The organism is Aureisphaera sp. (assembly GCF_059726885.1).
In genome coordinates this window covers 2,336,098-2,356,236 of the sequence record NZ_AP041051.1, presented here as the reverse complement: position 1 = coordinate 2,356,236, position 20,139 = coordinate 2,336,098, and the positions used below count along the sequence as shown (strand labels likewise).

General features: G+C 40.1%; 19 protein-coding genes. 9 read left to right on the top strand and 10 right to left on the bottom strand.

Annotated elements, in window-relative coordinates:
* Position 1: 1 nt before the first annotated feature.
* The gene (gene rpsG, locus AC6JAD_RS10240; protein ID WP_461304928.1) at positions 2-478 is read right to left on the bottom strand and encodes a 30S ribosomal protein S7; all 477 of its coding nucleotides are present in this window, start codon (positions 476-478) and stop codon (positions 2-4) included.
* Between the two features lie 25 nt (positions 479-503).
* On the bottom strand, positions 504-878 hold the full coding sequence (gene rpsL / locus AC6JAD_RS10235; protein ID WP_024770883.1) for a 30S ribosomal protein S12: 375 nt from the start codon (positions 876-878) through the stop codon (positions 504-506).
* Positions 879-1,063: 185 nt separating this feature from the next.
* Here rpsL and AC6JAD_RS10230 point away from each other — a divergent pair, with 185 nt between their 5' ends.
* The 6 genes from AC6JAD_RS10230 to rlmB all read left to right on the top strand — a co-directional run bounded on the left by AC6JAD_RS10230 (position 1,064) and on the right by rlmB (position 10,691).
* A complete protein-coding gene (locus tag AC6JAD_RS10230; RefSeq protein ID WP_461304929.1) occupies positions 1,064-2,761 on the top strand; it encodes a POTRA domain-containing protein in 1,698 nt (565 codons plus the stop codon).
* A 466-nt stretch (positions 2,762-3,227) separates the two neighbouring features.
* A complete protein-coding gene (locus AC6JAD_RS10225) occupies positions 3,228-6,470 on the top strand; it encodes a SusC/RagA family TonB-linked outer membrane protein (RefSeq protein ID WP_461304930.1) in 3,243 nt (1,080 codons plus the stop codon).
* Positions 6,471-6,491: 21 nt separating this feature from the next.
* Entirely contained in the window at positions 6,492-8,138 is a 1,647-nt protein-coding gene (locus AC6JAD_RS10220; protein ID WP_461304931.1) for a SusD/RagB family nutrient-binding outer membrane lipoprotein, read from the top strand.
* A gap of 20 nt (positions 8,139-8,158) precedes the next feature.
* Positions 8,159-8,749 (top strand): hypothetical protein, encoded by a 591-nt coding sequence (locus AC6JAD_RS10215; protein ID WP_461304932.1) that lies wholly within the window; start codon positions 8,159-8,161, stop codon positions 8,747-8,749.
* Positions 8,750-8,946: 197 nt separating this feature from the next.
* Positions 8,947-9,873: a T9SS type A sorting domain-containing protein gene (locus AC6JAD_RS10210; RefSeq protein WP_461304933.1), complete on the top strand. Its 927-nt coding sequence runs from the start codon at positions 8,947-8,949 to the stop codon at positions 9,871-9,873.
* Between the two features lie 80 nt (positions 9,874-9,953).
* Entirely contained in the window at positions 9,954-10,691 is a 738-nt protein-coding gene (gene rlmB, locus AC6JAD_RS10205; protein ID WP_461304934.1) for a 23S rRNA (guanosine(2251)-2'-O)-methyltransferase RlmB, read from the top strand.
* Here the strand turns inward: rlmB and AC6JAD_RS10200 are convergent.
* Complete coding sequence (locus tag AC6JAD_RS10200; protein WP_461304935.1) at positions 10,688-11,458, bottom strand: rhomboid family intramembrane serine protease; 771 nt, start codon at positions 11,456-11,458, stop codon at positions 10,688-10,690. The two genes, rlmB and AC6JAD_RS10200, sit on opposite strands and share 4 nt — an antisense overlap.
* Positions 11,459-11,546: 88 nt before the next feature.
* Here AC6JAD_RS10200 and AC6JAD_RS10195 point away from each other — a divergent pair, with 88 nt between their 5' ends.
* Positions 11,547-12,824, top strand: coding sequence for a replication-associated recombination protein A (locus AC6JAD_RS10195; protein WP_461304936.1), 1,278 nt, complete (start codon positions 11,547-11,549; stop codon positions 12,822-12,824).
* Here the strand turns inward: AC6JAD_RS10195 and AC6JAD_RS10190 are convergent.
* Genes AC6JAD_RS10190 through radC form a run of 6 tightly spaced genes read right to left on the bottom strand, consistent with a single transcriptional unit; the run spans position 12,821 to position 18,301 of the window.
* The gene (locus AC6JAD_RS10190) at positions 12,821-13,612 is read right to left on the bottom strand and encodes a hypothetical protein (protein WP_461304937.1); all 792 of its coding nucleotides are present in this window, start codon (positions 13,610-13,612) and stop codon (positions 12,821-12,823) included. The genes AC6JAD_RS10195 and AC6JAD_RS10190 overlap by 4 nt on opposite strands.
* Positions 13,609-15,009: a DUF5723 family protein gene (locus tag AC6JAD_RS10185; RefSeq protein ID WP_461304938.1), complete on the bottom strand. Its 1,401-nt coding sequence runs from the start codon at positions 15,007-15,009 to the stop codon at positions 13,609-13,611. Before AC6JAD_RS10185 ends, AC6JAD_RS10190 begins: the two co-directional genes overlap by 4 nt.
* Before the next feature lie 4 nt (positions 15,010-15,013).
* A complete protein-coding gene (locus AC6JAD_RS10180; protein ID WP_461304939.1) occupies positions 15,014-15,574 on the bottom strand; it encodes a hypothetical protein in 561 nt (186 codons plus the stop codon).
* Positions 15,575-15,625: 51 nt separating this feature from the next.
* Positions 15,626-16,318: a YjjG family noncanonical pyrimidine nucleotidase gene (locus tag AC6JAD_RS10175; protein WP_461304940.1), complete on the bottom strand. Its 693-nt coding sequence runs from the start codon at positions 16,316-16,318 to the stop codon at positions 15,626-15,628.
* On the bottom strand, positions 16,311-17,603 hold the full coding sequence (locus tag AC6JAD_RS10170) for a DUF7033 domain-containing protein (RefSeq protein WP_461304941.1): 1,293 nt from the start codon (positions 17,601-17,603) through the stop codon (positions 16,311-16,313). Before AC6JAD_RS10170 ends, AC6JAD_RS10175 begins: the two co-directional genes overlap by 8 nt.
* Positions 17,603-18,301: a RadC family protein gene (radC, locus tag AC6JAD_RS10165; RefSeq protein ID WP_461304942.1), complete on the bottom strand. Its 699-nt coding sequence runs from the start codon at positions 18,299-18,301 to the stop codon at positions 17,603-17,605. Before radC ends, AC6JAD_RS10170 begins: the two co-directional genes overlap by 1 nt.
* Positions 18,302-18,373: 72 nt before the next feature.
* Between radC and AC6JAD_RS10160 the strand changes: the two genes are divergently transcribed.
* Together AC6JAD_RS10160 and AC6JAD_RS10155 are read left to right on the top strand one after the other, a co-directional pair.
* On the top strand, positions 18,374-18,817 hold the full coding sequence (locus AC6JAD_RS10160) for a DUF1569 domain-containing protein (protein WP_461304943.1): 444 nt from the start codon (positions 18,374-18,376) through the stop codon (positions 18,815-18,817).
* 3 nt (positions 18,818-18,820) lie between these two features.
* Entirely contained in the window at positions 18,821-19,426 is a 606-nt protein-coding gene (locus tag AC6JAD_RS10155) for an FMN-binding negative transcriptional regulator (RefSeq protein WP_461304944.1), read from the top strand.
* Between the two features lie 2 nt (positions 19,427-19,428).
* Here the strand turns inward: AC6JAD_RS10155 and AC6JAD_RS10150 are convergent, their stop codons facing one another.
* On the bottom strand, positions 19,429-20,067 hold the full coding sequence (locus AC6JAD_RS10150) for a hypothetical protein (protein ID WP_461304945.1): 639 nt from the start codon (positions 20,065-20,067) through the stop codon (positions 19,429-19,431).
* Positions 20,068-20,139: the final 72 nt, after the last annotated feature.

Below are 20,139 nucleotides of genomic sequence, written 5' to 3'. Positions count from 1 at the left end.
ATTAGAATCTAAAGTGTGAGAATGCTTTATTTGCTTCAGCCATCTTGTGCGTATCTACACGCTTCTTAACTGCAGCACCTTCTTCTTTAGCAGCTGCCAAAATCTCAGCAGCTAATTTTTGCGCCATCGACTTTTCGTTACGCTTTCTAGCATAACCGATTAACCACTTCATAGCAGTTGAAATCTTACGGTCTGGACGTATTTGCATAGGGATTTGGAAAGTAGCCCCTCCTACTCTTCGGCTGCGAACCTCTACGTGAGGCATTACATTGGAAAGTGCGTCTTTCCAAAGTTCCAAAGCCGATTTTTCTTCGTCTTGTTTTTTCTCGTCTACGATATCGATTGCATCGTAGAAAATTTTGAAAGCCACCGACTTCTTACCGTCCCACATTAAGTTGTTCACAAAACGCGTTACTAACTGATCGTTAAATCTTGGATCTGGTAAAAGCGGTCTTTTTTTGGCTGCTCTTTTTCTCATTTCTTCGTTTTAAAGCTGTTTAAAATTACTTCTTAGGGCGTTTGGCGCCATACTTAGACCTACGTTGTGTTCTACCTTCAACACCTGCGGTGTCCAAAGCTCCACGAACGATGTGGTACCTAACTCCTGGCAAATCCTTTACCCTTCCACCTCTAACCAATACTATCGAGTGCTCTTGAAGGTTGTGTCCCTCACCGCCGATGTATGCGTTTACCTCTTTTCCGTTAGTCAAACGAACACGCGCTACTTTACGCATCGCAGAGTTCGGTTTCTTAGGAGTAGTGGTATATACACGTGTACACACACCGCGACGTTGCGGGCACGAATCTAAAGCAGCCGATTTACTCTTCTTGGTTATTTTGGCTCTTCCTTTTCGTACTAATTGTGAAATAGTTGGCATATAATTCCTTATTATACTTAATTAAATGATATAACTTCCCCTATAAAAGGGCGTGCAAAGGTAGAAATAAAATTGAATTAATCCAATACGGCTGAGTTTATTTTTGGCTGCGGAACAATTATTTAAAATACAGATATGAAAAGCGCACCAATAGCGTTAGTTTTACAGACCCTAAAGTTGGTATTTTGAAGCACTTATTGCATCTTATTTTATACCTTAATATATGTATACTAATTTCTGAAACTGCTTGCGCCCAGAATTTGAAGCTGGAAATATCTGCCGAAATTGTATTTCCAGATGGGCTTTTAGATTCATTACAAACCCAAACAAGCCATCAGAATTACAAATCCCTCTCCTTAGAGATTGACTCCCTTTTGCCTCGATTGCAAAAGCGTGGTTTTCTTGAAAGCCGGCTCTTAAGTATCCGTAAAAAGAACGACACCACCCATGCAGCCAAATTGCATTTGGGAAATCGGTGGAAATTTTTGAAAATACATTTTGAACCAGAACAATTGAACTTGGATATTTTATCTATCGTTTCTGAAGAAGTGAACGAAGATCATTTTGTCATACCCATGAGCAATGCGGAGGAAGTTCTTTCCTATCTCAACAAACAACTTAGCCTTGAAGGCAATCCATTTGCGCGCATAGCTCTTTCCGACATCACAAAGCAGGATGACAAAACCCTTAGGGCGAACTTGAACATATTGCTCGGCCCTCAAAGGACTTTAGATGCGATAGTGATTAAAGGCTATGAAAAGTTTCCGAAGTCCTTTCTGAAATACTATGCCGGGGTGCGAACCGGAAAAACTTTTGACCGCGACAAGATAACAAGGCAGAACGACCTTCTGAACAATCTTGGGTTTGTTAACACATTGAAACCACCAGAAGCACTATTCAGAAAAGATTCCACTTCTGTGTATTTCTATCTTGAAAAAAGAAACAACAATCTTTTCGATGGCATCCTCGGGTTTGCCACAAACCCAGAAACCCAGAAAATTGAATTTAACGGCTACCTGAACCTAGAACTAAACAACAACCTGAATTTTGGGGAGCAATTGTTAATCAATTATAAGGCAGATGGACGGGAACAACAAAACTTCAGGGTAAAAACCGTTTTGCCTTATTTGTTCAAATCTCCTTTTGGGATAAGTGGCGAGCTAACCATTTTTAAAAGGGACAGCACCTTCTCCACAACCGACCAACAAGCTAGGTTTCATTACCAAGCAGGCCCTAGCCTATCCCTGTCTACTGGATATCGTGCTTACGAATCCAGCAATTTACTGGATGAGGTTGTTGCGGGATCCCCAGTACAGGACTACAACTCCAGGTATGCCCTTTTGGGTGTTACTTACCGACGCCCTCAAACACAGGGCTTCTTCCGCACTAAAACCTTAATTGAATTAAATGGGGAAGTTGGTACCCGGGAAAATGACGCTGGCGCTCAAGATCAATTTCGAATTTCGGGACGACTTAGCCATATTTTCGATCTTAATTTAAGAAACTCGATATATTTAAATAGTGAAAGCAGCGTCCTGTCCAGCGACGATTACCTTACCAATGAGCTCTTCCGGTTTGGTGGTATTAACAGCATTCGGGGATTTAGCGAAAACAGTATTGACGCCTCCCTTTTTTCTGTTCTTAATACAGAATATCGCTACCTGTTCAATGGCACCACTTACATACACAGCATTGTAGATCTTGCCTACTTCGAAAACAACGTGCTAAACCTAAAGGAAGAGTTATTCAGTTTTGGCTTGGGCCTAGGACTTAACACCGAGGCTGGTATATTTAGGTTTAACATTGCAAATGGAATTTCCCAAGATCAGGAGTTCAAATTCTCGAACACCAAAATTCACATTAGTCTCTCCTCCCGCTTTTAATATGACCTGGGCGGCACTAAGCTAGCCAACCTATCACATCCTAATTAGCAATGCATGTCCATTTCATTCTTCAAGAACTCAGACCACCCTCGTGCTATGAATAGTATACCACACCAGACTATCAAGGTTTTGACTTCCCGACCCACAAAGACAATTACCCCTACCTTTTTCGCCACGGAAAACATTGATAAGTCATTGACGAAAGTGTAACACCCCTTCGGCATTAACTTTTGATTAAAATGTCAGGAACTGTTCATTTGTATTCTTAATACAGAATGAATATTTATACCTTAATATATGTACACGGTTATAAATCTGCTTTTGCATTGCTCCAATATATGCTGGATGAAGTCCCTAACAATGCGTTAACGTTCCCATAAAAAAAACTAAACTTTAAGTATAAAAAGTTGTGTAATTAACTTTTTATTGTGATTTTTGGCATTGGCTAATTCAAATAAATTATAAAATGAGAACAAAGTTTAGTGGAATTTTAACGCTATTACTGGCGTTTGTAGTGCAACTGACGTTCGCACAAGAAAAAACGGTCTCAGGTACAATCACAGATGAAACAAATCTGCCATTACCTGGGGTCAATGTTATTGTAAAAGGCACATCAAATGGTACTCAAACCGATTTTGACGGAAACTATTCCATCAACGTAGGTGTTGGGCAAACTTTGGTGTACAGTTACTTAAGTTACAAGACTGAGGAAAGAGGAGTGTCTGCAGGGACATCCAATATTTCCTTCGCGATGCAACCTGATGCCTCTATTCTAAACGAGGTGGTAGTAACTGGATTTGCCGTTAAAAAAGAGAAAAAAGCTCTTGGGTACTCGGTATCATCCATCCAGCAGGAGTCTATTAAGGAAAGTCCACAGACTGACCTTACACGTGTATTGACTGGTAAAGCTGCCGGTGTAAATATCACGACTCAGAATGGTTTGTCTGGATCGGCCAACAAAGTTATCATTCGAGGAACCAATTCCTTCTCCGGTGATAACAATGCACTTTATGTAATTGATGGGGTGCCGATTAGTAACGATACGAATGAGGCGGGTAACTTTGTTGACGGTAACATGGGATCCAGTCGTTCTTTCGATATTGACCCTAACAACATTGAGCGTGTGGATATCCTGAAAGGTTTAGCCGCAACAACGCTTTATGGAACCCAAGGTCGTAATGGGGTAATCCTTATTACAACAAAAACGGGTAGCTCTGTTGCACGAAACACTAAGCAAGAGATTGAGGTTTCTTCTTCAGTTTTTGTGAACGAAGTAGCACTTCTTCCTGACTACCAAAATCGTTTTGGTGGTGGATTCGACCAAGCTTTCGGTTGGTTCTATAGTAACTGGGGACCTGGTTTCTATCAAGATGGCTTAGGAGGCTGGGCTAATGACCCTGCGTTCGATGAGGACGGAACACTTCCTCACCCTTACGCAACTTCTAACTTCTTAGCTACAAACTATCCAGACTTCCAAGCATTGTATGAAGATGCTCGTTATGACTGGAAACCAAGAAATAGTGTAGAAGAATTTTTCCGTAAAGGTCTTGCAATTAACTTATCCGTTAGTGCAAGAGGTAGAAGTGAAGATGGTAAGTATGGGTACGGTGTTGTATTCTCTCACCTTGATGAAGACGGATTTACTCCAGGTAACAATGTTAAGCGTAATAACTTAACTATCTCTGGAGACGCTAAACTAAATAATAAGGTAAATATTAGAGGGTCTATGACCTACACCAAGACAGACCTTAAGACTCCTCCTGTTGCTACCAGTTTCGGTAGTAGTGTGAATGGAGCTGGTTCTTCTATCTTTGGTGACCTTTTCTATACTCCAAGAAGTGTTGACTTCTTCGAGCTTCCATTCGAACTTCCTGATGGAGCAAGTGTGTACTATCGTGATGACAATGCGATTCAGCACCCATTATGGACAGTGAAGCACGCTCGTTTCTCTCAGTTGGTAAACCGTATCAATGGTTTTGCAACAATCGATTATGATATCTCAGACAACTTCAACGTTTTCTATCAAGCGAGTGTTGATAACTACTCTGAAGATTCTGTAAACAGACAAAATCGTGGTGGTGTAACTGGAGACATTAACGTTGATAGAGGTTTCTATGAAACGGTTAATACTTCTAACACTATTTACGATCACAGGATTGTACTTTCAGGTAACAACTTTAGTTTCTTTAACGAAAAAGTTAACTTGAACTTCTCTTTGGGTGCAACATCCCAGAGTACAGACTTTAACCGAATCGGTTTACGTAGTTTCAATCAGCAGGTATTTAACTTCTTTGACCACTCAGGTTTTGTGGAAAGAACTCAAATTGAGTTCCACCAGAGAAGAAACATTATAGGGGTATTTGGACAGATCTTGTTAGACTACAACAACTACTTCTTCTTGAACCTATCTGGAAGAAATGACTGGGTATCTAACTCGAACAACAACTCTTTGTTCTATCCTGCAGTTAGTGCTTCGTTTGTACCTACAAGTGCATTCAAAGGACTTCAATCTGACAATGGTATTAACTACCTAAAACTTAGAGCTGGTTACGGAACATCTGCAAACTTTGTAACTGGATATCCAACTGTAACATTGGTTAACCTTGATACTCAAGCTTACCAAGACAGTGACGGAACAGATGTAACCACTAACACTACAGACAGTAGCATTGGTAATCCAGATATTAAGCCTGAACTTTTCGAAGAAATCGAATTTGGTGTGGAGGGTAAATTATTCAACAGATTAAGTTTTGATATCTCTTACTTTACAAGAGAAACAACAGACCTTATCGTTGAAGATCAGCCTATTCCTGCTTCTACTGGAGCTCGTTTTACTGATAACAACATTGGTAAGATCGAATCTAGTGGTATTGAAGCCGACCTTGGACTGAATATCTTCAAGTCTGACGATGGTGGATTCGATTGGAAAGTAAACGTAAACTATACTACCTTCGAAAGTGAAGTTGTTGATTTAGGTCAAGATACTGAGCAGGTAGTATACGCTGGATTTACAAACCTTGGTAACTTCGCAACTGTTGGAGATCCTCTAGGAGCTCTTTACGGATCGCGTGTAGCAAGAAATGAAAATGGACAGCCATTAATTGACTCTGCTGGTAACTATGTTGCAGAGACTGTTACAGAAGATGGTTTGGTTCCAAAAATTGGAGACGCTAACCCTGACTTCGTAATGAACTATATCAGTACCATGTCATGGAAAGGGATTACATTGAATGTTCAGTTTAACCACATCTCTGGTGGAGATATCTTCTCTGCTTACGTATCTACGTTATTAGGTCGTGGTCTAACAACCGATACAGAAGATCGTCTAGGTACTTACATCCTTCAAGGGGTGAACCAAGACACTGGATTGCCTAATGACATTCAAATTAACAACTCAGATTTCTACTTTACTAATGGATTCGCAAGTGCGGCTAGTGACCTATCTGTTTATGATGCTTCTGTACTTCGTTTACAAGAAGTTTCTCTAGGATATTCTCTACCTAGCAAGTTACTTGAGAAGACTCCATTTGGTAGCTTCAGAATTAAAGTAAGTGGATTCAACCTTTGGTATGATGCTTACAATACACCTGACGGAATCAACTTCGATCCTAACACAACTGGATTGGGTGCTGGTAACGGTGCTGGATTTGAGTTCTTAACTGGTCCAAGTAGCAAGAGATATGGAGTTAGTATTAACGCTACATTCTAATTAAAAAAAAGAGATTAAGACATGAAAAAATTAAATAAAATATCAGCAATTGTTTTTCTATTTCTTGGACTTGCTTTTACATCTTGCGAAACCACAGATTTAGATTTACTTGACGATCCTAATGAGATCACCACGGAAAATGCGAGTTTGGACCGTTTCCTTTCTCGAATCCAAATAGACTTTGCAAGCTTTATGCGTCAAATGGGACGTAATGGAGCCCAATTAACTAGAGTTGAGTACATGTTCGGTAGAACTTACGTAAACAACTTCCAGCCAGTAGCTCTTGACGGAGAGTGGACATTGGCTTACCAAAATATGTTCTCGGATATGGCAGCAGCTGAACCTGCAGCCGTAGCAGAAGAAAACTTCCTTCATATAGGAATTATGAGAATTCTGAAAGGATACACTTTAATCACTTTGGTTGATAACTTTGGTGCTGTTCCTTTTAGCCAAGCTACTAATCCTACCGAGTTTCCTGCTCCTGTAGCAGATCCAGGACAGGATGTGTACGCCGGTGCTTTGGCTTTGATCGATGAAGGAATTGATTTCCTTGGTCAAGGAGGCATCCCTCTAGAGAACGATTTCTTTTATAATAACGACGCAGATAAGTGGAGAAAATTAGCTAACTCTGTAAAGATGCAAGCTTACCTTGCCACAGGAAATACATCTGCTTTCAATGCTATCGCAAATAGCCCTGGTAGTTTTATTTCTACCACTGCAGACGATTTCGAATGGCCTTATGGAGCTAACGAAGCAAACCCTGACACAAGACACCCAGGATATTCTGCAGATTATAATACTTCTGGAGCGGGACGTTACAGATCTAACTGGATAATGAATACCATGCTAGAATCAAATGACCCACGAAGAAGGTATTATTTCTACAGACAAAATGATTGTACTCCAGGTGCATCATGTAACCCAGGTGGTAACCAAACCACTTTAGGTTGTTCTGTTGCTCCTAGACCTGTACACTTCCCAGGAGATATGATCTTCTGTAGTGTTGAAGAAGGTTACTGGGGTCGTGACCACGGTAATGCTGAAGGTATTCCACCAGATGGGTTCTTGAGAACTGTTGCTGGTGTATATCCTTATGGAGGACGTTTTGATGACGATACTTTCGGTTCAGCAACTGTTGGATCCGGAGGTGGTGGAGCTGGAATCATGCCTATCATGCTAGCTTCTTACACAGACCTTATGAGAGCAGAAGCTTCTTTAAGTGCTGGTAATGCTGGTGCAGCTCAAAGTTCACTACAAGGTGCCTTGAACAAGTCTATCGCTAAGGCTCAGACTTTTGCTAGTCTTGACTCTGGAGCAGATACTAGCTTTGAACCAACAAGTGGTGAAGTTAATGCCTTTGTCTCTTCGGTTGTAAGTGACTTTGGAAGTGCTAACACCAATGGAAAATGGGAAATTTTGGGGAACCAACATTTCATTACACACTATGGTAATGGATTAAACCCTTACAACTTCTACAGAAGAACTGGGTATCCAAATGATGGATTACAATTTGTAATCGATCCTAACCCAGGTGGATTTGTACGTTCGTTCTTCTACCCTGCCAATGAGGCCAACGTGAACGCGAATATTACACAAAAGCCAAACGTAAGTGTTCAAGTATTTTGGGATAACAATGGTCCTTCACCTGGATTCCCTCCTGCTAATTAATTTTTAAAAAGACACGTATTATGAAAAACATATTCAAATTTTTAATGATAGCGATGGTCGTTCTAGCGGGAAGTTCTTGCGAGGATTCAGATTTGATCATCGATGAAGTACTAGATTCTGTTGACACTGAAACTGGAGCAATTGTAAGAACAATTGAATCACCAGCGGAATTAGTGACGGCAAATAACCCAGACAACAATAACATTGCCATGGTACTTGAAGTACAACAAGGGAATGGTAGTTTTGTACCTGACTTCAAAGAAGTTAGAGTATATGTAAAGTTGTGGGAAGATCAAGATTTGACTACACCTGTAACAGATGGTGCTGGTAATGATGTAGCAGAAGTATTGGTTACAACTTTACCGTCCAGTCAATTTACAATCGACTCAAATGGTTTGCCAAGAACAAGTGTAGAGTTTCCTACTCAGTTTATCCTAGATGCATATCCTGCAGATGCTCAAATTACTGTTCCTTCTTTTATCGCATTGCGATTGGAGCTTGAAATGAGCAATGGAAATATATTTACAGACACTAATGTAGGTGCCACTATTTCTGGGGGTATTTATTTTAATGCTCCGTTCTTATACAGAATCATTTTCCTTAACATCTAAGGAAGAGTTATAATTTAAGTATTAAAAGGTGGGTTTTTGACCCACCTTTTTTTATTCTTTTTAACTTATTTTTATTACAAACCGCGTATTCAATGCCTGTATATGGCGTTTTTTAACAAAAAAATTTGATCTACAAAATTGGTTTTGCCAAAAAATTTGTACATTTGAGATCATATTAAACTTTAAATTTATCTATTATGAAAAAAAATTATTTCGTTTTTGCACTAGCTGCAATGCTTTCCTTTGGCGCTTATGCACAGTTTACTGATAATATGGAAAGCTACACTGCTGGAGCTCCTATCTGTGAGAACTGGTGGACTGACTGGACTGCTGACTGTTCAATTCCTGGTATTGGTAGTGACGCTACTGTAAGAAATGGTGCCATTTCTTACCATGTACCTGGTGACCCAGCTGTTTATGACCCAGTATTGGATCTAGGAAGCAAAATCTTTGGTGAGTGGTACCTAGAATTCTATTTCTATGTTCCATCTAACAAAGAAGGATACTTTAACTTCCAAGGACAAGTACCAATTGGTGCTGGTGAGTGGGTAGTAGGAAACATCTTCTTTAACCAAGACTTATTAACTCCAGGTGAAGGACAAATTGACAACTCTGCTTTAGGAGCTGTTACTTTCAACTTCCCACACGATCAGTGGTTCAGAGTTTATGCAGGATGGGATATCAACAACGGTATCTCTCTAGCAACATGGTTCTTTGAAATTGACGGTGTTGAAGTAATTCCTCCAGGAACTGCTTTCACTGACTCTGCAGGAACAACTGCTACTTCTTTAGGTGGTGTAAACTTCTTCTCTATCTCTGCTAACAATGAGTACTTCATCGACGATATGATCTACTCTGACCAGCCAATTGGAACTGGTGGAATTGCTGAGTTAGATGCTTTAGGAGTTTCTATGTACCCGAACCCAGTACAAAATGTATTGAACGTTCAGGCTAAAGAAGCTATCTCTTCTATCGCTATCTTCAACGTACTAGGACAGCAAGTTTACGCTTCTAATGTTGATGCATTGTCTACTTCAATTGACATGTCTCAAATGGCAAGTGGAGCTTACTTTGTACAAGTTGACGTTAACGGTCAAAGAGCTACAAACAAAATTATCAAGTAATTTTAATTACTTCTTAATATGGAAGGGCTGTCGTAAGACGGCCCTTTTTTCTTTTTACCCATCATCCCCTTACTATCCCTATGAACAAGGAACACATAATTTTCGGCATCTATCCGGTCTTGGAAGCAGTTAAATCTAATGTAACCATAGATAAGGTATTCGTTCAGAAAGGTATTCGTAATAATACCATTGACGAAATTGTTAGTTCTCTTGAGAAAAAAAATGCCTCTATTAGTTATGTCCCGGGAGAAAAATTAGATAAACTCACTCGATCTAACCATCAAGGTGTGGTGGCATTTTCATCCCCCATAGAATTTCAATCCTTAGAAACTGTGGTAGAAAATGCTATTAATAGCACAAAAACCCCGCTGTTTCTAATTTTAGATCAGATTAGTGATGTGCGCAATTTCGGAGCTATAATTAGAACTGCAGAGTGCACCAATGTAGACGCAATTATTATTCAGAAAAAAGGTGGTGCCCCAGTAAGTGGGGATACCGTTAAAACATCTGCTGGTGCCATTTTTAAAATCCCTTTGTGCAAGGTAGATCATATTAAGGATGCCATTTTCTACTTACAAGGCTCAGGAGTTAAAGTAGTGGCTGCTACTGAGAAAACCGACATATCTATACATGATTGCGATATGAGCGCTCCTACGGCAATTGTAATGGGGTCTGAAGGCAAGGGAATTTCTAAATCTATATTAGGCCTTGTAGACGAAAAGGCCTCCCTTCCCCTATTGGGCGAAATCAATTCCTTAAATGTATCGGTAGCCTGTGGAGCATTTCTTTACGAGGTGGTTAGGCAGAGAAAAATTTAAGAAGGGGAATCTTCTTTATCGTTATCCTCTTTGTAGATGTAGTTCACTTTTATATCGTTATTGTCCAAATCTTCTTCCGCTTCTTTCCTTAGTAATTCAAGCCGATTTTCAACGAAATTCCCATCTTCATCAAAATGTTGTAAAAACACATCCTTTTCCTCGTTATAATGTTCCTTCTCCCATTCGTACTTTTTATTTTCCACTGGATAGTTCCCTTTATATATCAGTGCTAGGGCTATACCAACGAGAAAGCCCGAAAGATGACCTTCCCAAGATATTTTTGGATCTACAGGAAATAAGTACCAAACCATACTTCCGTAGAGAAATACGATGATTAAAGAAAGTGCTATTAATTGAAAACGCTTGGACACTATTCCTTTAAAGAATAAAAAAGCCACCAGCATGTACACGATACCACTTGCCCCAATATGCCATGCGGGTCGCGCTATTAACCATGTGAGAAAGCCCGTAGCCAAGAAGCCCACAATCAACACTTTCCAACGTATGTCACGATAAAAGTAAAATAACCCCATGCTTAATACAAAAAGGGGAATGGAGTTGTTAAATATATGGGATAGTCCACTGTGTACAAAAGGGGAGAAAATGACACCTCTTAGCCCTTTTAATGTTTGAGGATATATGCCCCACCTGTTAAAGCTAACATCGAACCTTACCTCGACCCAATACACTCCCCAAATTAAAAAGATGAAAAGTAAGGGATACAGAATTACATCTGTGGAAAACGGTAGCTGAGTTTTCTCCTTCATGATTAACTGTTTGTCAAAAAACAATCCAAGTTCTAATTTATGATAAATTGTCAGTATACTACTTTGGAATAAATGGTAACTTTGTTTCATGAGTACGCCTCTTGCCGAACGAATTCGTCCTTCTTCCCTTAAAGATTATTTAAGTCAGCATCATTTAATTGGACCCAATGGGGCTTTAACCTCTCAATTAACTTCTGGGATGATTTCTTCCATGATATTCTGGGGCCCTCCAGGAACGGGAAAAACGACTTTGGCCAATATCATTGCCAATGAGTCCCAAAGACCCTTTTATACATTAAGTGCGGTTGACAGTGGGGTCGCTGCTGTTCGCGAAGTAATTCAGAAGGCCAAGAAAAGTGATGGCCTATTCTCCACTAAAAATCCTATTCTTTTTATTGATGAAATTCATCGATTCAGTAAGTCGCAACAGGACTCCTTATTGGGAGCTGTGGAGAAAGGTTTGGTAACCTTAATTGGAGCCACGACCGAAAACCCAAGTTTTGAGGTTATTCCTGCCCTTTTATCAAGATGTCAGGTCTATATACTCAAGGCATTTTCTAAGGAAGATCTGGAAGCCCTTCTGGAAAGGGCTATAAAAGAAGATGAGCTAATATCAAAAAAGAAAGTTACCTTAAAAGAAGCCGAGGCATTGATTAGATTGTCCGGTGGTGATGCCAGAAAGCTTCTGAACATGCTAGAACTTGTGGTGTTATCTGAAGAAAGCGATAAGGTCATTATCACCAACGAAATGGTTTTGAAAAAGGTACAGAAGAATACAGTACTCTATGACAAGACTGGAGAACAGCACTATGATATCATTTCTGCTTTTATAAAATCTATCAGGGGAAGTGATCCAAATGCGGCTGTATACTGGTTGGCACGAATGATCGAAGGGGGTGAAGACGTGAAGTTTATTGCGAGGCGTTTGGTAATACTGGCGTCCGAGGATATTGGAATGGCCAATCCCACGGCATTGGTACTTGCCAATAGTACTTTTCAAGCAGTTAATACGATTGGTTACCCAGAGGCTAGGATAATTTTGAGTCAATGTGCGGTGTATCTAGCTACTTCCCCAAAGAGCAATGCGTCGTATAAGGCCATTAAAACAGCCCAGCAGCTCGTAAAGCAAACAGGTGACCTATCTGTGCCATTATCCATTAGGAATGCTCCTACGGCGCTCATGAAAGAACTGGGTTATGGTAAAAATTATGAATATGCTCACGATTATGAAGGGAACTTCGTTGCCCACGAGTTTCTTCCCGAAGAAATTAAGGGAACCGTGCTCTATGATCCAGGGAAAAACAATAGGGAAGCTTCTTTACGAAATTACCTATCTCAATTGTGGGGTGACAAATATGAATACTAGCGTTGGTACTTGAATACCAATTCTTGAAAAGAGGTCGCAATAACCAAATTTTTATTCTCGTCAAAGGAACAACTAAATGCATTACCAGATACATCGGTAAATGAAAGCCCTTCGTCCGTTTTATCAATTTTCCCCTTCAGGGTCAATTCGTCAGTAACCAACTCATAAAGCTTAAACCCTTCCCCTATTTCTTTGAGAATAAATACCTTGCCATTATTCTCATAAAAAGTATCAGTTGTGTTAATATCCGTCTTGCTCAAAACTTCAGTAGGCAGTTCTTCTTTTGTTTCGGCAACAACAGCTTCTTTAGTCTCTTCTACTTCTTCTTCGGGTGTTGGTTCCTTAGTAAAATCAAAAATCTTTAACTCCTTTTGTTTAACTCCTAGGGCAATAATACTTTGAAATGCTTCCCGAAGACCCTCCTGGTAAGCTTTTCCATATTCCTTTAGCTTGCTCCTTCCTTCACTCGATTGAAATATCACCTCACCATTACAGTCTTTCAGCACCACAGTAACCTTGGCCCATACAAAACCGGACTTCCTGGTAACATCCGCCCATAAGCCGTCACAACGTTCTACATTGGGAAGTTCATTGTTATAGTAAGCGTGAAATCCATATTTGTTAAACAAAAATTTTGTGAGTGAATTCAGCTGATACTGATCATCTTCAAACTGAAAGTCATACCTAGTGGGTACTACTACAAAGCTATAGGAATCCAGATCTGATTGTGAAAAAATTTGGGTAAGGGAACATATAGTGAAAAGGGCAGCAACTACATATTTATTCATTCTTCGTCAAATTTTATATTAAAGCCGAGCTGCAAAGATACACTTTTTGCCTTTGCGATATTTCCATAGCTCAAGATGTTATCGGCTGCCACATAAAAATTAAACTTTCCAAAATTTGTTGCAATTCCCAGTCCAACATTGGTGAAGGTATAGGAATCTACAGTGTATGTCGCCTTTGCGGACAAAAAATCGAATAGACGTCTATAATAAAACAGAGTACCTGCCATTTGAGGCCCTTTTGGCCTGAGTATACTGTAGTATTGCAATCCAACCGCTTGCATGCGATCTATGCCTCCTTTATTCAGGCAATCACATTCTGCACCTCCCACAAAACCACCAAAGCTATACTTTATTCCTGCGTTTACCTTCATAGGACGCATTTGGGTGTATCCGTTGGTCAAGGTATCTATAGGAATTTCACGTTCCAATTCATCCTCCAAATCATCATAGTAGGGTATACCTGCCTCTCCAGTACTTAACGGGGGAAAGATAAGCTCAATCCCGTCGAGGGTATAGGTTCCCGTAGCTCTGTAGCTCTCTACATTCTTGGTATGGAATATGGCACCAACGTCCAATACACTGGCACTGGCGGTTATTTGATCTGTTACTTCATAAGTAGCCCCCAAATCTACACCAACCCCAAGGTTGCCTCCCAAGAAAGCCCTTCCAACGATTTGTCCTGCCGTAAGGTTATCGGAAAACCCAGAAGTATTCACTGTCATATCTACATCTTGCACGGTATGCTCATAAATATTTTCGCTATCCGCATCGCCTATATTGGTTACAAACGTCCCCTTATTGTTAGTGCTGCGACCACTGAACAAGCTAGAGTAAATTTTGGCCCTTGCACCCACCGTCCACTTTTTGTTGATTTTTTTATTTGCTCCAAAATGATATACCACCAACGCGTCTGCTGTGGCGCTTACTTGACCAAGATCGAATTCATAGCCAATATAATTGGCATTTCCTTCCCATGCCAAAATGGCTAAATCCCGAGGGAAATAAGAAATAAAATCGAACTCTTGGTACACCCCGCCCGAAAAGTAAATATCCTTTTGAGATCGCCATCCAAAGGAGAGAATTTCCAATTGCTGAGTCGCAGTGAAAAAGTCCTTGTCGGTCATTTCAAAAATCTTCTGTTCAATCCGAGTATTAACATCTACCGAAGATCTTCCAAAAATATCATACACACTCACTCCGGAGGCGCCTCCATTCACATGTATTTGAGACAATAATGGAATACCAAAGTGCATTTTTTGGGTAGCACTTACCTTGCCACCTGGATTTACGAGTAGTGCTTGAGGCACTTCCTCGAAACCATAGAGGATTTGCTTATTTTGAGCCATAGCTGCAACCGATAGCCCGAAGGCTATAAAAAAGAGGGATCGTACTTTCATATAGTTAGTTTCTCTCTTTAATTTCTAGATAATAGGTGGTCTTGGATTGTAAGATTAGATTACCCACAAGATCGGCATCTGCCGAGGGTATGGTCACATTTGCCACTACCTTATTTGCTTGGGTAAGCAAAGCGATGTCATCTCCTTCAACTACTTGGATGAAATCTGGCGGTGTTGCAGGACTCCCTTCCTCACCTGCCGGAACAGTAGTGGCAGTGACATAGGTAATTTCATTTGCCTCACTCAAAAATTGAAAATCTACGACGAAGGACCTTGGAATACTATTGCTGAAACGAAACAAAAAATCTGCACGTAAAAGGCTTTCCTGAATTTCGGTATCATCCAAAAAACGGATTTCAGTAGTATCGGTCAGTGTAAGTCTTGGGGTATTGGATACCTCATCAAAAAACTCATTGGCTTCGAGGTTGAAATGAATAAGATTCAATTCCACAATGGGGGTAGCCGTTACATTTTCGGCTTCATCAAAATCTGTATCCTTGACGCAGGAGAAAAAAAGTAGGCCTCCAAAAATACAAAGCGCGGGTATTAGTAGGTTCTTTTTCATTGGGATTAGGGCTATACATAAGTAACGCTAATATAGTTGAAAAAAGTATAGCTATAGATGTTTTTTAATCTCCACTATATCGTTTATGACCCTATATTCCCCTAGCAAGCGCTCCTTTCTATAATTAAAAAACAGGGTGTGCATTCCCACATTTTCGGCCCCGAGAATATCTGCCTCGAAAGTATCACCTACCATAATACTTTCTTTGGGGATAGCCCGTGCTTTTTGCAAGGCACGATGAAAAACCTTAGAATTTGGCTTCTTAACCCCTACCTCTTCACTAGTAGTGACAGTACGGAAAAAGTGGTCGATCTCACTGTTTTTAAGTTTTAAATGCTGTACTTCCTCAAAACCATTGGTAATGATGTGCATTTCGTACCCCTTCACTAGAAGGTACTCCAAAGTATCGCCTACTCCATCGAAAAGGTAATTATCTTTTGGAAGCTCATCGATATAAGCTGTTGCCAAATTATCGATTTCTTCGATCGAGAACTCAATTCCAAAAGGTTTAAAAGAGTCTTGAAATCTCCCACGACGCAATCCTTGTTTATCGATTCGTTCTTCCCGGTACATTTTCCAATAATCAAAATTAATGGGTTCGTATACCCGAATAAAATCATTCAACGGAACACCAATTTTGAATGCTTCGAACATCCTTTCGAATGCCAACATGGAATTTCGATCGAAATCCCATAAGGTGTGGTCTAAATCAAAGAATATATGCTTTACTCCTAAATTATTCATCCGTTTCGTTTCTTGTAAATAAAACTTTCCAAAATTTATTATTTCTGTCTGATGTAAAATCTTTATTGGAAAATACAAAAGAGAAGGTACCGCCTACTTTTTTCACCTCGCTCAAAAGTTGATTTACAATAACCTCCTGCTCGGAGGCTTTGCTGTTTGAAAGCGCAGTGGTCGTTCCACAAACAGGGTGAATGATTAAGGGGGTTTTAATTTCGTAATCCAAATCGTAAAACAAAAATGGAGTACAGGTTCCAGCCCTAAATCCTATTTCAGATTCGTAAAGCATGGAATAATCCCGCTTCACTTCCAATTCAAGCAGGCTCCTGTAAGTATGCGGAAGCCCAACCTTAAATTTATCGTTCATTGTATTTCCCAATGTCCTATGGATTAAATCTTCCCATTCCCTTTTCTCAAGTTTTAATCGTAACGTATCCATGAGCGAATGAAAAGAAAAAACCAAGCCTACATAGGTATAATCGGCTACGTGTTTCACTAAAAGCCTTATCCTTTTTCTTTTGGTATTTAGATCGAGCGCATAGTTAAAGCCTTCACCCAACAGAAAGAATACCGATAACTTGGCACCATTCTTCTTGGATGCATTAATGATAAAAGTAAAGGTGTCGTAAGGATCTTTCCGGAGGTATAGCAACACCCTGCTTCGCAATAGGATGTTTTTCAGTCTTAGCCTAAAAAGATCTTGGCAATATCCGGTGAGATTCCTCAGGAAACCCCGTTGGAAAAATTCGAAAGGCCTACTGGCTTCAACTACATGATGAACGCCAAAGCTCCTATTTCCAATGGGAAGTTCGGGAAAATGCATCTCTAGCACCTTTCTAAAACGAAAGGCCCAAATATCTATAACGGGTTGTCGTAAAAACCCTTCTTTAAAAGCCAAACTTTCCTGGGGTGGAAATCTTCCCAATTCATCCTTTACGTGTGGCATATATTCTTCGTAACGACTCAGTAAGTAAAACGTTGCTGAAAATATATCGAATGGTAGTGCGCTTTTTTCTCCGGATACCCCAAAAAAGCCAACACTGTCTTCCCAAGGGGTCACAGTAATTTCTAAATCCTCGAAACCCTGTTGAAACAATAGACCCTGAGACTGAATAAACAGTTCATTTCCCATGGGTACTTTTCCGTAGGACAATTTAGGGCCTTGATGGGCAATAAATGTTTCAATTACCGAGGTAAAGGATACTGTATACCCTAGTATTCGGGTACAAATATGCTTAAAGGAATAATCTAGTCGCGGAGTTTGTTTTTGGGTATAAACTAAAAGCATTATAGCAGTTGTTCATCGGCAAAGCTAAAGTACGTCTTTTCAGTGATAATAAGATGGTCCAAAATTTTTATATCCAGGCTATTTCCTGCAAACACAAATTTCTTGGTTAGCTGTTTATCTGCCTCACTGGGCCTTAAGGTGCCACTTGGATGGTTATGGGCCAGTATAATACCCATAGCTCCTATTTGAAGTGCTGTCTTCATGGTTAGCCTAATATCGACCACTGTACCGGTAATGCCCCCTTTACTTAGCTGTTGGGTTTGCAATACCTTGTTTGAATTGTTCACATATACAGCCCAAAATTCTTCATGGGGAAGATCACAGAGCATGGGGCGTAAAAACTCGAAGGCAACCTGACTAGAAGTTATCTTACTACGCTCTAGGACATTTTCCGCCTGACGTCTTCTGCCTAATTCCATTGCTGCCAGAATAGTAATTGCTTTGGCTTCCCCGATACCGTGAAACTCCAATAGATCTGGGATGGATTTTTTCCCTAATTCCTTTAGGCTATTCTCGGCAACACTTAGTATTCTTTTACTCAATCCCACTGCACTCTCATTTCGGTTTCCCGAACCAATGAGAATAGCTATTAACTCTGCATCACTTAAACTAGAAGGACCCTTAACCAAAAGTTTTTCCCTAGGACGGTCGTCCTCATTCCAGGTCTTAATCGAAAAAGATGTGTTGTTTTCCCCCAAAACAATTCGCTTTTCAATAAAGATAATAATGTATCTTTAAAGTGAATTATACTTCACTAATTATTTTATAGAATGAAATCCTTATTTGATTCAGAAGCGCATTCAGAAATTAAAGCCCGAGTAGATCATTTACACGAAAATTCCGAAAGGCTTTGGGGTAAAATGACGGTTGGGCAAATGATGCATCACTGCCAAGGGCCTTTCAATATTATGTTGGGAAAGAATGATTATGGCATGAAACCCAATTGGTTCGCCAAAGTATTCTTTAAAAAGTCTTTGTACAATGACAAATTATGGCGCAAAAACCTTCCAACTGCCAAATTCCTGAAAGAGACAGAGCCTCGCGATTTTGCAACCGAAAAAGTGGTTTTAAACGAATTAATTGATGAATTGGCTTCTCGAAAAGATCAAGAGGAGTGGGACCCCCATCCGGGTTTTGGATACTTTACCAAAGATCAGTGGGGACAGATGCAGTACAAGCACCTAGATCATCATTTACGTCAATTTGGTGTATAAGAAATGAATCCTAAATACCCACCACAACATCATCAAATACAGGATATCGATAAAATGGTATCCCTTGTACAACAATACCCATTCGGGATGTTGGTGTCGGCTGAAAACGGAACGCCTTTTATAACCCATATTCCAATTATATACAATGAGGAAACCGGACGATTGGTGGCTCATATAGACAAATACAACCCACAGGTTAGGACTTTAACCGAAGGGGCACAAGTTACCGTGGTCTTTAAAGGGCCCGACACCTATATATCCCCTGGTGTTTATTCTACTACCCAATTGCCAACATGGAACTATCTCATTGTGCACGTTTCCGGAACAATTCATTTAATTAATGACCCAGAAGCTGCGAAGGAAACCATGATCGCCATGACCGAATTTTTAGAAGGACAGAATCCGAAGTTTGTACTAAAAAAGGACAACAAGCGCATGGAAGCGGCTGTAAATTATATTCAAGCTTTCGATATCTCTATTACAAATTGGGAAGGAAAATTCAAGTTATCGCAGGATAAAAACAAGAAAGATCAGGAATTGGCTAAACAAGCTTTAATCGAAAAATCCAGGAACGATGCCCTGGATTTCATAGAAGCTATGTATTCATAATACTACTCTACCAGGGTATACGATCGTAAGGTAATTAAATACAGTGGCTGCGACTGGCCGACCAAGGCAATGGTTTTCTGAACGGTTCCCACATTTTCTGAAATATGCTGCGAATCTGTTCCGGGTGCCTGCTCACCATCGGGCAAAACCACGTATCGATCGTTTTGGAACGCCTCAAATTCTCCTGCAGGTGTACTTATTGGGATGTTACCCCCTACAAATGTTCCAAAGATATCCCCCCAAGTATTTGAACTAAGCAAGTAATCGTCCGTTTCAGATTTGGAAAAAAGAATAAGGCCCTGTTCGTCTATTAGATACCCCAGGGAATCCCTTACGGTCTTGTTGCCAATATCTGCTATACAATGAACACAATCATCGCTGCCCTCGGAAGTTGTGCTGTAAGTGAAGTACGTTTCGCCATTTATAATGGTCTGTTCGGATATAGTATTGGTAATCACAATATCCATGGGAATGTAATCGTCTTGGGATTCCGAGTATCTTGATACGTCATACTCCCAGGTATTCCCTACGGATAAGGCAAAGAAATTCGTTTGTTCGTTCTCGGTATTATTCGTGTCATCGCTGTTACAGGATATGACACAAAAAGAAAGGAAAAGCACAAAAAATGATAATCTATACATACTACAATGGTTTTTGGTGAATAATGAAGTACTAGTATAGAATAAGCTGACTGGTTAGATTGCTTGAACGGA